The sequence below is a fragment of the Streptomyces sp. NPDC004752 genome (assembly GCF_053601275.1).
Genome location: NZ_JBSGBN010000095.1, coordinates 24,936 through 37,610 on the forward strand (window position 1 = coordinate 24,936; position 12,675 = coordinate 37,610).

Here is a 12,675-nt window from a genome sequence, read left to right on the forward strand (position 1 = left end):
TCACTTTGCCCTATGCTGAAACCGATGAACACGCCCGACTCCACCCCGCGCCCGCCCGGCACCGGCCGTGTCCGCGTCGGCCCGCTGCTCCGCCTCGCCCAGCGGCGCGCCGCCCATACGTTCGCCGACGCCCTGCGTCCCCTGGGCATCGAGGGCCGCCACTACGGTGTCCTGCTCAACCTGGCCCTGCACGGGCCGCTCAGCCAGCGCCGGCTCATCGACCTCACCGGCGGCGACAAGTCCTCGATGGTGCGCACGGTCGACGATCTGGAGATGCGCGGCCTGGCGGTACGCCGCCCCTCCCCCGCCGATCGCCGCGCCTACGCCGTCGAGATCACCGAACAGGGCAGGGCGCTGTCCGCCGAGGCATCCGTCGTCGCCGACGACGTGGCCGCACGGCTCCTCGGCCACATGAACGAGGACGACCAGGACCTGCTCTGCACCCTGCTGGAACGCTTCGTCGCGGCCCCGGAGGCCTGACGCGGCGCCAAGCGCTCCGCTGGAAGCACGGTGATGAACCCGCGGGCCGGTGGGGGCTGGTCGCGCCCACGCGACGCAGCCGCATACCGATACAGCCCCGCGCCCCTTGCAGGGCGCCGTACCGCACCGGACTTTGCCCAGGCCGCTTAGCCCAGTTGTGGCGCGAGGTGCGGGAACTGCGCCGGGCGAACGAGGTCCTGCGGACGGCCTCGGCTTTTTTCGCCGCACAGCTCGACCCGACCCGGCCCAGGTGACATGCCCCTTGGCCTGTTTGCATTCTGAGGTTCCCCCGATGCGCGGGAGTGGCTGACTAGCATGTCAGGGCGGGTTGACGTGGTTTCAGGCCGTGGTCGGCATGGTGGACGAGTTCGCTGGGGGCGACCTCGCGGCTGGCCAGCGCGTACTCCAGCGAGGTGAGGACCAGGTCGGCGTCCGCGTAGGCAGAGGTCTCCCAGGCCACGACTCTGCGGGAGAAGGCATCGCGGACCGCCGACAGCCACAGTGGTCCCTCCAGGGTGGGGATCATGGTCAGGTCGGTGACCCACAGCCGGTTCGGCGCGCGTGCCGTGAAGTCGCGTTGTACCAGGTCAGGCGCGAGGTCCGGGTCTGGGTCGCGGCGGGTGAAGCCCTTGCTCCTGCGGGGGCTGATCCCGGCGAGGCCGGCCTGGCGCAGGAGCCGCTCGCCCCGTTTGCGGCCGACGTGGACACCCTCGCGTTTGAGGACGGCATGGATCCTGGGCGATCCGTAGATGCCGCCGGAGTCCTGGTGGATCTGCCGGATCTGCCCGGTCAGCTCGGTGCCCTGGCGGATCCGTTCACAGGGTTCCTTCTCGGCCTGGCGCCAGCGGTAGTAGGTGGAAGAGGGGATGTGCAGTTCCCGCAGGACGGGCTCGACCCCCAGGTGCGGGTGCTCGTCGAGGAGCGCGCGTCATTGCCGTGACCTTGATGGACGTCCTCGTTGCCTTCGCCCACACCGGCCGGATCGGGCCTCTTCACTGCAGAATGCCCCTGACCGAGGCTGAGGACCTCCTTGGTCCGGGGCGCCCGCACCCCGCCATCCTCATGAAGGGGCCTGATATCGACGGCTACCCGTACTCCTGGGACGGGCTCAAGTTGGTTGTCACACAGCGGGCGGTCAGCGGCATCTGGATCAACCTCTGGCCCGGCTCGACCGTGAAGCTCCCCTCTCTTGTCCTGCCGGAATCAGAGTCGTTCGAGGCCACCGCGCTCCGCGAGGACTTGGTCACGGCCCTGGACGCGGCAGGCTGTGAGCACCGCGTCAACGACACCCTCACGTTCGGCTACCAAGCCAGCGTCCTCACCCGGCCCGCTGACGTCTGCGCGGTCTTCAGCCTCCCGGGCCAAGACAACCACGTGTCTCACCGAGACCGTCACTACCTCGACGTGATGCACAAGCACACCGCTTGACATCGCTGATTCCACAGCATGAGTCGCTGGGTGGTTGAACGATCATGGTTGTAAATCATGAGGGCCCGACGGCACTGCCGCGACCATGAACGGCTCCCCGAGATGAGCGAATCGTTGATCACGTGGGCGGCCGTCACCTTGATGGCGAGGCGTCCGACCCGCCGCGCGACCCGGCCTGCCGAACGGCGTGACGTCAGAAGCCATCCGCATTCCGGGCGTGATCGAACAGGGTTCCTGTTCGGGTGATCGTGGCGTCATCGGCGCATGAAGGCAGGACCTCCTGGTAGCTCGGCGATGCGAGTCAGCCCGAGCTTCCGGAGGCCCTGTTGTCGCAGTCTTGCGTGAGCGTGCCCGCCGCGTCCAACTCCCGCGTGTCGTTGTGCGATTGCCTCGCGCACCGATTCGGGAACGCGGCGGATCACCCGGACCGTGTTCCGAGCTACGTCTCGGACATGACGGAGACCGAGTGGCAGGAGCTGCGCCGGCTGCTGCCGGTGCCGGCGTGGCTTCAGGGGCGGGGCGGGCGGCCGGAAGGCTACTGCCACCGCGTGATGCTGGACGCTGTGCGGTACGTCGTCGACAACGGAATCAAGTGGGCGAACTTGCCGAAGGACTTCCCGCCGTTCAAGCGGGTGCACGCCTTCGCGCGGCGCTGGCAGGTGACCGGTCTGCTCGCCGGGCTCCATGACCGGCTTCGTGACCGGGTGCGCGTGAAGGAGGGCCGCAGCCCGGATCCGAGTGCGGCGATCGTGGACTCGCAGTCGGTGCGGGCAGCGGCGAATATCCCCAGGTCAACGTCGGGATGGGATGGCGGGAAGAAGGTGGGAGGGCGGAAGCGGCACGTGGTGGTGGACTGTCTCGGCCTGCTGCTGGCGGTGCTGGTGACCGCGGCGAGCGTGCAGGACCGCCACGCGGCTGTGCCGCTGCTTACCCGGCTGCGGGAACGGTACTTCTCCATCCGCCTGGTGTGGGCGGACTCCGGATACGCGGGCCGGCTCGTCGGCTGGGCCGCCGAGAAACTCAAGCTCACCCTCGAGATCGTCAAACGCTCCGACGACACCACAGGGTTCGTGGTGCTCCCGAGACGCTGGGTGGTGGAGCGCACGCTGAGCTGGCTGGTCCGATCGCGTCGGCTGGTGCGCGACGTCGAGACGCTGCCCGAGATGCACGAGGCCATGGTGCTGTGGTCCATGACCATGCTGATGAACGCCCGTCTGGCCGGACGCCGCCGGGACGCCTTCCTCACGCGGCCGCCGGCACCGGCTCCTTGCAGAGGGTGAACAGTCCCGGCTCCACCTCGGTGGCCCAGCCCCGCGCGGCCAGCCGCTTCAGCCGCGAGCGCATCCCCTCCACCCGGGCCGGAACGGCCTTCCCACCCAGTGCCAGGGTGATCGGCTTTGCCCGCATGCCGCCGTCGGCCTCCGGCGCCGCCAGGACCGCCAGGATCCGCTGGTACTCCGGAGCAAGCACCTCCGCACCGACACCCTTGACGCGGTGCGGGACCGTCGAGCCCGTCACCGCAGCGGCTTCAACCTGTCCCGTCGTCCCGGCGTCCGGCTCGGCCAGCACTTCGGTGACGGTCTCGCGAGCCTGCCCGAGCCGTTCCAGCCGCACTTCCGCCTCGCGGAGCGCGACCGTGATCCGCTCGGCCTCCTCGCGCAGCCGGGCCACCTCCGCGCGGACCTTCTTCTCCCGGGCCTCCAGCAGACCAAGCACCGACGGCGTCAGCCACCTCCGCGAACGTGACGCGAGCAGACGAACGCCCGAACTCTCCCACCACCAGCCGAAGATCATGCCCGACCAGCAGAAACCCACCGATCACATTCGGAATGCGGATGGCTTCTCAGCCCGTACTACCTCGCGCAAGCCGCCTGACGCAGGTGCTTACGCCGGCAGCTCCGCATCAGGCGCCTCTGGGCGTGGCACTGCCCTGTCCGGGGCTCCCCACCACATGTTGAGTCACGGATGGAACCGCCACCGGCCTTCAGAAATGACATCCACCTTGCCGTCCCTGACGCGAACGGCCGTCTCGTCGTCGATGAAATAGATCGGGAAGTCCGCCCGCGCAGCGATGCGATCCGCCCAGGCGTCGTCCCGCTCGGGGAAATCCGGCGAGTACAGGTGAGGCTTGAGATACCAGTCGAAGAGGCCGAACGGCGGCTCCACGGTCGTCGCGCCGAGCACGTGGAGGTCCGTGGTGTCCCCGATGACGTCGGCGGAGTGTCCGGTGAGATGACGGCTGAAGATCATTGATCCGGCGCTGACACCCATATAGACCCGGTTCTCCAGCGCCTCCAGGAAGCCGTCGGCCAGGCCGTTGCCGGTGATGCTGCGCGCGAGGTGGTAGTGGCTGCCGCCCTCGACATAGATGACGTCGGCGTGGAGCAGCCGGTCGAGCACCATCTGCCGGGGCAGGCCGTTCAGCTCCAGGACGTCGAACTCCCGCCAGCCGAGGCCGTACAGCCGGTTCATGTCCGCGACGAACCACCCGTGATCCCCGGGCTCGGCGACTGATGCCGTGGGAACATACACCATATTCGCGGATCCGAACGGCTTTCCCAGCATGTCCCGCAGCGCATCCCGCAGTGTCTCGTTGCGCAGGCCACTCGCCGTCAGCAGAAAGTTCATCGGGCGAGCCAAGCACGGCTGACAGGCGCGCGCAACGAACCCAGGATCCACCAATACCGTCATGGCATGGCCGCATCAGGAACAGGCACTCAGCTTGTTCTTTAACCTTTGGCAGAGCCTCAGTGAGACCGGTAGGTTCTCCGCGGTGACCTTGATGGAGACGCAGGGCCTCGTGTCGATGACGGACGAGGCGCAGTTGCGCTGGATGGCGCTGGAGGACACCACTCGGCGGCCGGTCGTGGTCATGCTCCATGGCGGTCCGGGTCTGCCGGACTACCTGGGCGATGTAGCCGCCATGGTCGCGGACCTTGCGCCCGTGTACCGGTACGACCAGCGCGGCACGGGCCGGTCGCCGTGGCGGGGGCGCCATTCCTTCGCCCGGCATGTCGACGATCTCGCTGAGCTGCTCGACGCATGGGACGTGTCCAACGCCGTGCTGATTGGGCATTCCTACGGCACTAACCTGGCGAGCCGGTTCTGCCTGGCGCGCTCTGACCGGGTCGCCGCGATGCTGTTGATGTGCGGGCCGTTCGTCGGTGATTGGCGCTCCGGGGACCGAGCGGAGCGCGATCGCCGTATGTCCGCAGCACAGCAGGAGCGGCTCCGCGCTTTGGAGGAGTTGCCGGACCGCACGGAGGAACAGGAAGTCGAGTTGCTCACGCTGGCCTGGTTCACCGACCACGCCGATCCCGAACGCAGGTGGCACTGGGCCGCACAGGGCGCCCGGCGGCGTCGCCCCGTCAACTGGACTATGAATGGCGAACTTGGCAGGGAAGGACGCGCGGACCCGCTCGATGCGCATCTGGCCGAGCTGCGCGCGTGCCTGCCCACGCGAACGGAACTCCTCGGCGGGGCCTACGATCCCCGCCCTGTGTCGGCTCTTGAATCACTTGCGCTCCGGCTCGATCTTCCGCTGACGCGGATCGAGGGCGCTGGGCACGAGCCTTGGCTGGAGCAGCCTGACGCCGTGCGTGCGCACCTTCGGCGATTCGTGCAAGGCATGGTGGGCGCATAGGGTTCCAGCCGGTTTGCCGGCTGACGTCATCCCCGGCTGTCGGCACCGCAGAGGGTCCGGTGTCGAAATGGGCCTCGAACTAGGTCGCCCACCTGAGCGTTCGCCGGACGTGGAGGCGGCCTTCGTTTGATCATGTGCTCCGACCAAGGTGCACCGATCAAGACGAAGGCCGTGAGGGTGAGTCTGCTGCCTGACGCCGGTCCCGAGGAGGCGTTCGCGAAAGCGTCACGCTTTCGGGAGGACTTATTCGACTGCCTGACCGCGCGCAGGGACGCACTGTTCGAGTTGGTGGACGCGTTGCTGTGCGCGGACGGACCGGTGACGGCACCGGTCGACCTGACGCTGGTGGCCGAGCACCGGCGCGGGCACGGCGCGATGTACGACGCACTGAACAGCGGAAACGTGGACGTGCCCCGGCTGCGGCAGGTGCTGGCGGGCCTTCCCATGCCGCAGGCCGCCGACGGGCGCCTGGTCCTGGCCGTCGACGTCAGCAACTGGCTCCGCCCGGACGCGCCGACCAGCGCGAACCGCCTGTTCTGCCATGTCTACGGCCGCAGCGGGCGGTCCTCGGACCAGTTCGTCCCCGGCTGGCCGTACTCGTTCGTCGCTGCCCTCGAATCGGGCCGGACGCCCTGGTGCCAGCTCCTGGACGCCGTCCGTCTTGGACCCGAGGACGATGTCGCCGAGGTCACCGCCGCCCAGCTCCGCCGGGTGGTCACCGACCTCATCGAGATGGGCCGCTGGCACGCCGGCGACCGCAACATCCTCATTGTCTTCGACGCTGGCTACGACGCCCCCCGCATGGCCCACCTCCTCGACGGGCTCCCCGTCGAGGTCCTTGGACGCTTGCGTTCGGACCGGGTGATGCGACGGCCGACGCCCTCGCTCAAGGAGTACGCCCTGGCCTACCCCCAGGGCGGGCGCCCGCCGAAGCACGGCAAGGAGTTCCGCTTCGCCAAGCCGGAGACCTGGGGCGAGCCGGACGCGGCAACCGTGCAGGTCACCGACCGGTACGGCACCGCCCGCGCGATGGCCTGGGACCGCATCCACCCCCGCCTGACCACCCGCTCCGCCTGGATCGACCACACCGGTGAACTCCCCATCATCGAAGGCACGTTGATCCGCCTCCAGGTCGACCGCCTGCCCGGCGGAGGCGACCCGCTCCCGCTCTGGCTCTGGTCGTCCGCCACCGGCCTGAACAGCGAGGATGTCGACGTGCGCTGGCAGGCGTTCCTGAGAGATTCGACATCGAACATCTCTTCAGGATGATGAAACAGACCCTCGGGTGGACCCGTCCGAAGCTGCGAACCCCCGAGGCCGGCGAGCGCTGGACCTGGCTGATCATCGCCGCGCACACCCAGATCCGGCTCCTGCGCGACGCCGCCGCCGACTTGCGGCGGCCGTGGGAGCAGCCCGCCAAGCCCGGCCGGCTCACCCCGGCCCGAGTCCGCCGAGGGTTTCGGAACCTCCGCCCGCACCTGCACTGTCCGGCCCGTGCACCGAAACCCTCAACTCCCGGCCTTGGAAGGCCACTTTGCTCGAAGAATCGGCGGTCCGCCACCCGCTACGACGTGGGCAAGACCGTGAAACGACCCGAGAGCATCACCGAACGAAACCAACTCAGACCATAAAGAACAAGGTGAGTGCCTGTTCCTGATCCGTACATGCCAGGCGGCGCGAAGATGGCCGATGGGCGACTGCCGGCTCTGACGCATGAGGTCTGGCCACATCGTTCCGGGCATCCCGGCCTGCGGCACCTCCGTGCGGCCGGTTGTCGGTGCGCGCTGATACAACTCTTGCGTACCGACCCAAAAAGCAGGGGGAGACTCGTGGGCGACTGGGGAACCGGCAACTTCGAGAACGACACGGCCGCAGACCACTTGTCGATCCTCACGGACCGGCTCATCACCGAGGTGGCGGACGCGATGGCCGGCGACCCGGTCGAGATCGAGCCCGACGAGTACTGGGGAGTTGCGGTGCCGGCCAACCTGGAACTGCTGAGCCTTCTGGCACGGCAGGGGTACGTGGGGGCGTCGCTGCCTGAGGCCGAGGTGGTTGAGGAGTGGAAGAAGACGTACATGGCGGTGTGGGAGGGCTGCATCGACGACTTGGCGCCCTCATCGGGTTACAAGGACAAGCGACGCACAGTCCTGATCCGTACTTTCGACGAGCTGGCCGAGCTCAGGAGGAAGGAGGACTCGGGCTGAGGACTGTCCCCGAACGAACGCTCACACGGCGTGCAGGACGAGCGGCCCCTCATCCACCAGCCGGTACGGCAGTCTGGAGGACCCCGGGCCGATCGTCAGGACGAGATGCGCATGCGGGCCGCCGTTTACTGACCCCAGGCTCTTCGGCCTCGCGGTGGGTGGCTGTGAATGACTTCTCGTTCCCCTGAGGCCAACCGACACGTCCGAAGCGACGGTGGGGGACTGCTGACGGCCAACTTCGTTTCGTACGGTGGCAGTATGCGCAGGGACGGCGTTCCTCGGCTCCCCGTCGTGCAGGAAGACCAGACCACGATCCTGAGGCTGCTGACCGAGCGGCGAGACGACCTGGTCCACGAGCGCACCCGCGTCCTCAACCGGCTCCACGCCGTCCTGCGCGATCTCCTGCCCGGCGGAGCGTCCACCGGTCTGTCGGCCGACAAGGCCGCCACCTTGATGAAGGGCATCCGGCCGGTCGCGGCCGCCGACAACTGCCGTCGTGACATAGCCCGTGACCTGCTGGCCGACCTGCGCCGGCTGGACCGGCAGGTCAAGGACAACGAGGCCGAGATGCGCGAGGCCGTCGCCGCGACCCGCACGACGCTGACCGCCCTGCCGGGCCTGGGCACCGTGCTGGCCGCGAAGGTCATCGGCCACATCGGGGACATCAGCCGGTCCCCCACCGAGCACCACTTCGCCAGCTACACCGGCAGCGCACCCCTGGACGCCTCCAGCGGCAACAACGTCCGCCACCGGCTCAACACCGGCGGGAACCACGCGCTGAACTCGGTGCTGCACACCATCGCCGTCTGCCAGATCCGCGACGGCGGGCGTGGACAGAACTACTACCTTCGCAAGATCAGCGAGGGGAAGACCCCTTCGGAGGCCCGCCGGGCCCTGAAACGGCGCCTGTCCAACGTGGTCTACCGGATCATGAAACGCGACCAACGGAACCACCTCGCTCAGGCCGCTTGACACACAGAGGCGCTATCAGGTGTGAAGGTGGCCAGCAGGTGCTTCATGCCGTTGATGATGCCGGTTGTCTGTCCGGTCCAGACGGATCTCGTGCGGATCATCGAAGACCCTGGCTTCCCGATTGGCCAGAGCCCAGGACAGCCACAGCCTTTCACCTTCCCTGAATCTCGTGCCCTCAAGGGTGTCCGGTCCCCGACGACCGGGACGCCACCGCGTCGTCCTCTACGCCAGCGGCACGACCTCCGCCCCGAAGGCCGTCCTGTTGCGCCACCGCCACCTACTCGACTATGTCTTCGTCTTCAACACCCAGGACTTCGGCTCGGCCGGCGAGGACGACACGACGTTGGTGGCGCTGCCGCCGGATCACGTGGCGGGGGAATTCGAACTGTCCGTGGGTTTGGACGGCGCCATGCTCGCCCTACTGAGCCAATTGCGGGCAGTCGAGCGCGGCGGCCAGCCAGGTTCGGGTGATCTGGGCGGCGCGTTCCCAGGTGATGCCCCGTTGCAGGGCGATCTGAATGCCGAGGCCGTCTGCAATGGCGCAGGCTCCCCGAGCCACGGCGTCGATGTCCACGGGGCTGCGGACTACGCCCGCGTCGACTGCTGCCCCGACGGCGTCGCGAACCAAGGTCACCCATGCCTCGTAGGCGTCGGCGGACTCCCAGGCGAGGTCATCGTCGCGGAGCGCGGCGTGCCAGTACTCGACCCAGAGCATCCATTCCGCCCGCGCCGGGCCAGGGGAACCCTCATGCGCGGCAAGGTGGGTAGCCAACCAGCGCAGCCGTTCGACCGGGTCGGCGATGAGGGCGCTGTGCTGTCGGGCTTCCTCCAGCATCCGGCGGGTCCGTCCGCGCAGGGCCTGGACGACGAGATCTTCGCGGTTGCCGAACAGGTACTGCAGGGTGCTGACCGAGGTGCCGGTGTGGGCGGCCACATCGGAGAACCGGGTCCGGTCGAAGCCGCGCTCGGCCACGACGTCTCCGGCACGGGCCAGGAGTTCGTCCTTGTCGCGTCCGGCCCGGCGGGCGGCGTGGCCGCGCTGTTGAGGTGCTGCCATGTCCCACACCCTACCCACTGGATGGATCACTGGTATCTTGCTACCAGCCAAGAGGGAGTGAGGAACCATGGACGTCATCGTCGTCGGTGCCGGGCTGGCCGGATTGATCGCGGCAAGAGACCTGCTGGCAGCCGGACGCCAGGTGCAGGTCCTCGAAGCCCGCGACCGCGTCGGCGGCCGGACCTGGAGCACGCACTTCCCCGCGGCGGGCATCACCGTCGACCTGGGTGCGGAATGGGTGACCCCCTACCACCACACCGCGCTCATGCGGGAACTCCACCGGTACGGACACGCAACCGCGGCCCCGGCCGACGGCCCTCACCGCTGGCACATCCTGGGCGACCTGACGGACGCGCCGAGCCCCCTCACCGGCGAGGAGGAGGAGCAGTTCCATTCCGTCCTGGCCACGATGGACGCGGACGCCGCCCGGATCGACTTCTCCCGGCCGGACTGGGACGCCGGGCTGGAGCACCTCGATGTCCCCTTCGTCGACTACCTCGTCTCCCTGGGCGGGAGCGAGCGCGTGAACGCCCGGGTGTTGGCCCGCGCCTTCGAGTTGATGGGCGCCGATGAGAAGGAGTACAGCGCGCTGCACCTGCTGCACGAGTTTTCCGGCTACGGCTCGGCGGTCACCGCTTTCGACACCGAGACCCACCGGATCGTGCCCGGCGCCGATGCCCTGGCCCGGTCCATGGCCGCCGAACTCGGCGACCAGATCGTCCTCGGCACACCGGTGGCCGACATCACCATCCACGAACTGGGCTGCCGTGTCACCACCGTGCAAGGGAAGTCCTACGACGCCGCCACTGTGATCGTCGCCGCCCCCGTCAACTGCCTGTCGGACATCCGCTTCACCCCCGCGCTCGACCTCCCCGCGCCCCATGCCGGGCGCGCGTCCAAGACGTGGGCCCGTGTCGACGGCCTCGACGCCCAAGCCACCTCCGGCGGCTGGCCCGCCGTCCCCGAGACCTACGCCGTCTCCGGCGCCCACGGGACCGCCCTTGCCGCGTTCCAGCTCCACGACCAGGACAACAACACCGAACTGACCACCGTCCTGCGCACCCGCTACCCGCAAGCCGTGCTGCAGGAACGACTCGTCCATGACTGGTGCACCGATCCTCACGCACGCGGCACCTGGTGCACCGCCCGTCCCGGCCAACTGCGCCGCCTGCGCCAACTGGCCGACCACGAGCCCCCGCTGCTGTTCGCCGGAGGAGACATCTCCCGTCGCTGGATCGGCTGGATGGACGGCGCCCTCACCTCCGGCACCGACGCAGCCACCCGCGCCGAAGCCCACCTCAAGGGCCAGAAGATCCCCTCCGCCAGCGGCTGAGCAACGCAGGTCCGCAGGAGTCCGGGAGCGACACAACGGTCACATCGGCAACAGCCGTGCCGAGGCCCAATAGTTGTCACCGCTTATAGCCGGATGACGTGGTGAATGGGATCCATCGAAGCAGCCCGACGGGCACCAGTGAGGCAAGTAACTTGTCACATACCCGCACTCGGCAGCACTTGTGTCACCGGCTGTGCGAGGGTCAGTGACAGCTCATTGGATCAGGTCGGTGTGCGGATGCTCTGGGGAAGTCGGGCAGACGTAGAGCTGCATGTTGTCGGTGCTGCCGACTTCCACCTTGGTCGGCTGCGCAGGGTTCTGGCCGACGCGGTGACCGGCGGCATAGGCGGCAGCTTCGTCCTCGTATGGCGCCCAGCCGCGCTTGCCGTAGTCCCATTCGAAGGAGGCAATGGTCAGCAGCGGGACCATCTGTACCTCGCAGACACCGCAGTATCGGGGGTTGGGGTCGGTGCGGCCCCACGGGGGCCAGCCGCCGACCTTCCAGCCGGGAGCGTTTGCCAGATTACAGTCATAGAACTCCGCCGGACAGCTCGCGTACGAGCTGTCCACGCCGGCGCCGGCGGCCTGCCATCTGCTCCAGTCCCCCACCACCAGCCGCATCTCCGGGCTGAGATCGAGGCTGTGGGGATACTCGGTGATCGCTTCTGGTGCCAGTCGACAGGGCTCCGGCACGTAGCCGTCCCGGTCCGCCTCGTACGGGTCCGGCGGCAGAGCCAGGACATCGTCGACATCGGCCGCGCATCGCCAGAACAGCGCAGTCGCGGGCTTGGCATACGGTTCGTGGTCGTAGGGACACCACAGCACTTGGAGCACGTCGGTTTTCCCGGGCGGCCGCAGGAGAGGGACATCGCGCACGTACAGCTGGGCGACGGGCAGCATGGGGACCGGACTCTCCGCGGGCCGGGGAGGGCCGGCTTCGAGTCGCTCCATGAACGTTGCGTCGTTGCGGTGCTGGATCGCCGTCTCCTCCGGCGTGGAGTGAGGACCTTGGGGATCACGGTGGAGTCGGGCTCGTCGGCGCCTGTCGAGGCGTATGTCTGCCGACGACTTGCTCCGTCCGGTGCCGCGGTGCACGGCTTCGCAGTGCGGCCACGGCTCCTCGGCGGGCCACAGCAACGGGCCACCGACAGAGCTGTCCCGTACCGAGGGCGACCCGGCACGTGGATGCAGCCGAACCGCCGCACGCGCCAAAGGAGCCAGCTCAGGAAAGACCGCGGTGACGTCGACAGGCCGCGGCGGAGTAGTACGTACGAAGACCATGCCGACGATCTTGCCACCGGCCACTGACAGGCCGCTCCCGCCTTGACCGGCGTCGGTGCTCAACTGGTTGTAACGCTTACCAAGTCAGCCACGGTGACAACAAGCCTGTCTGTGTGACAACTATCGCGCTTCGGCTCAACAGCCCTGTGGTCGGGTAGCCGGAGACCATTGCTGATCTCCGGTCGGGTAGCGACGGCGCATTGCTGCGCCGCCGCCCCCTCGGAACCGTGCATGCGACTTATCGCCGCACACGGCTCGGGCAAGCCTCACGGGC

The 12,675-nt window shown here is 68.4% G+C and carries 12 protein-coding genes and 2 pseudogenes; 9 read left to right on the forward strand and 5 right to left on the reverse strand.

Translation table 11 applies throughout. The annotated features are described in order from the left end of the window. Positions 1–24 precede the first annotated feature (24 nt). Positions 25–480: a MarR family winged helix-turn-helix transcriptional regulator gene (locus ACWEKM_RS31935; protein WP_451624746.1), complete on the forward strand. Its 456-nt coding sequence runs from the start codon at positions 25–27 to the stop codon at positions 478–480. A gap of 310 nt (positions 481–790) precedes the next feature. On the opposite strand, the gene ACWEKM_RS31940 is transcribed toward ACWEKM_RS31935, so the two are convergent. Next, positions 791–1,381, reverse strand: coding sequence for an IS3 family transposase (locus ACWEKM_RS31940; protein WP_451624754.1), 591 nt, complete (start codon positions 1,379–1,381; stop codon positions 791–793). Between the two features lie 44 nt (positions 1,382–1,425). On the opposite strand from ACWEKM_RS31940, the gene ACWEKM_RS31945 reads away from it, so the two are divergent. Both ACWEKM_RS31945 and ACWEKM_RS31950 read left to right on the forward strand, forming a co-directional pair. Then, positions 1,426–1,908, forward strand: a complete 483-nt coding sequence (locus tag ACWEKM_RS31945; protein ID WP_451624755.1) for a hypothetical protein — start codon at positions 1,426–1,428, stop codon at positions 1,906–1,908. Between the two features lie 452 nt (positions 1,909–2,360). Further along, a complete protein-coding gene (locus ACWEKM_RS31950; protein ID WP_451624747.1) occupies positions 2,361–3,188 on the forward strand; it encodes an IS5 family transposase in 828 nt (275 codons plus the stop codon). On the opposite strand, the gene ACWEKM_RS31955 is transcribed toward ACWEKM_RS31950, so the two are convergent. Beyond that, positions 3,151–3,624: a hypothetical protein gene (locus ACWEKM_RS31955; RefSeq protein ID WP_451624748.1), complete on the reverse strand. Its 474-nt coding sequence runs from the start codon at positions 3,622–3,624 to the stop codon at positions 3,151–3,153. The genes ACWEKM_RS31950 and ACWEKM_RS31955 overlap by 38 nt on opposite strands. Positions 3,625–3,867: 243 nt before the next feature. Next, positions 3,868–4,536, reverse strand: coding sequence for a Type 1 glutamine amidotransferase-like domain-containing protein (locus ACWEKM_RS31960; protein WP_451624749.1), 669 nt, complete (start codon positions 4,534–4,536; stop codon positions 3,868–3,870). A gap of 154 nt (positions 4,537–4,690) precedes the next feature. Here ACWEKM_RS31960 and ACWEKM_RS31965 point away from each other — a divergent pair, with 154 nt between their 5' ends. The 5 genes and pseudogenes from ACWEKM_RS31965 to ACWEKM_RS31985 all read left to right on the forward strand — a co-directional run. Next, complete coding sequence (locus tag ACWEKM_RS31965; RefSeq protein ID WP_451624756.1) at positions 4,691–5,551, forward strand: alpha/beta fold hydrolase; 861 nt, start codon at positions 4,691–4,693, stop codon at positions 5,549–5,551. A gap of 177 nt (positions 5,552–5,728) precedes the next feature. After that, a pseudogene (locus tag ACWEKM_RS31970) lies at positions 5,729–7,182 on the forward strand (NF041680 family putative transposase). A gap of 198 nt (positions 7,183–7,380) precedes the next feature. Beyond that, on the forward strand, positions 7,381–7,758 hold the full coding sequence (locus ACWEKM_RS31975; protein ID WP_451624750.1) for a DUF4259 domain-containing protein: 378 nt from the start codon (positions 7,381–7,383) through the stop codon (positions 7,756–7,758). A 258-nt stretch (positions 7,759–8,016) separates the two neighbouring features. Further along, positions 8,017–8,730 carry a transposase gene (locus tag ACWEKM_RS31980; protein ID WP_451624751.1) on the forward strand — a complete coding sequence of 238 codons (714 nt, stop codon included), beginning with the start codon at positions 8,017–8,019 and terminating at the stop codon, positions 8,728–8,730. Between the two features lie 181 nt (positions 8,731–8,911). After that, a pseudogene (locus tag ACWEKM_RS31985) lies at positions 8,912–9,070 on the forward strand (hypothetical protein); the annotation flags it as partial. 78 nt (positions 9,071–9,148) lie between these two features. Here ACWEKM_RS31985 and ACWEKM_RS31990 read toward each other — a convergent pair. Then, positions 9,149–9,787 carry a TetR/AcrR family transcriptional regulator gene (locus ACWEKM_RS31990; protein WP_451624752.1) on the reverse strand — a complete coding sequence of 213 codons (639 nt, stop codon included), beginning with the start codon at positions 9,785–9,787 and terminating at the stop codon, positions 9,149–9,151. 67 nt (positions 9,788–9,854) lie between these two features. On the opposite strand from ACWEKM_RS31990, the gene ACWEKM_RS31995 reads away from it, so the two are divergent. After that, a complete protein-coding gene (locus tag ACWEKM_RS31995; RefSeq protein WP_451624753.1) occupies positions 9,855–11,120 on the forward strand; it encodes a flavin monoamine oxidase family protein in 1,266 nt (421 codons plus the stop codon). Positions 11,121–11,333: 213 nt separating this feature from the next. Here ACWEKM_RS31995 and ACWEKM_RS32000 read toward each other — a convergent pair whose 3' ends face one another. Continuing rightward, positions 11,334–12,401: a hypothetical protein gene (locus tag ACWEKM_RS32000; RefSeq protein WP_451624757.1), complete on the reverse strand. Its 1,068-nt coding sequence runs from the start codon at positions 12,399–12,401 to the stop codon at positions 11,334–11,336. Positions 12,402–12,675 lie beyond the last annotated feature (274 nt).

What these genes read in the sequence shown, in the direction of transcription:
- ACWEKM_RS31965 (WP_451624756.1), top strand. Translation starts at nt 4,691, where the DNA reads ATGGAGACGCAGGGCCTCGTGTCGATGACGGACGAGGCGCAGTTGCGC.
- ACWEKM_RS31935 (WP_451624746.1), top strand. Translation starts at nt 25, where the DNA reads ATGAACACGCCCGACTCCACCCCGCGCCCGCCCGGCACCGGCCGTGTC.
- ACWEKM_RS31990 (WP_451624752.1), bottom strand. Translation starts at nt 9,787, where the DNA reads ATGGCAGCACCTCAACAGCGCGGCCACGCCGCCCGCCGGGCCGGACGC.
- ACWEKM_RS31960 (WP_451624749.1), bottom strand. Translation starts at nt 4,536, where the DNA reads ATGAACTTTCTGCTGACGGCGAGTGGCCTGCGCAACGAGACACTGCGG.
- ACWEKM_RS31995 (WP_451624753.1), top strand. Translation starts at nt 9,855, where the DNA reads ATGGACGTCATCGTCGTCGGTGCCGGGCTGGCCGGATTGATCGCGGCA.
- ACWEKM_RS31950 (WP_451624747.1), top strand. Translation starts at nt 2,361, where the DNA reads ATGACGGAGACCGAGTGGCAGGAGCTGCGCCGGCTGCTGCCGGTGCCG.
- ACWEKM_RS31945 (WP_451624755.1), top strand. Translation starts at nt 1,426, where the DNA reads ATGGACGTCCTCGTTGCCTTCGCCCACACCGGCCGGATCGGGCCTCTT.
- ACWEKM_RS32000 (WP_451624757.1), bottom strand. Translation starts at nt 12,401, where the DNA reads ATGGTCTTCGTACGTACTACTCCGCCGCGGCCTGTCGACGTCACCGCG.
- ACWEKM_RS31980 (WP_451624751.1), top strand. Translation starts at nt 8,017, where the DNA reads ATGCGCAGGGACGGCGTTCCTCGGCTCCCCGTCGTGCAGGAAGACCAG.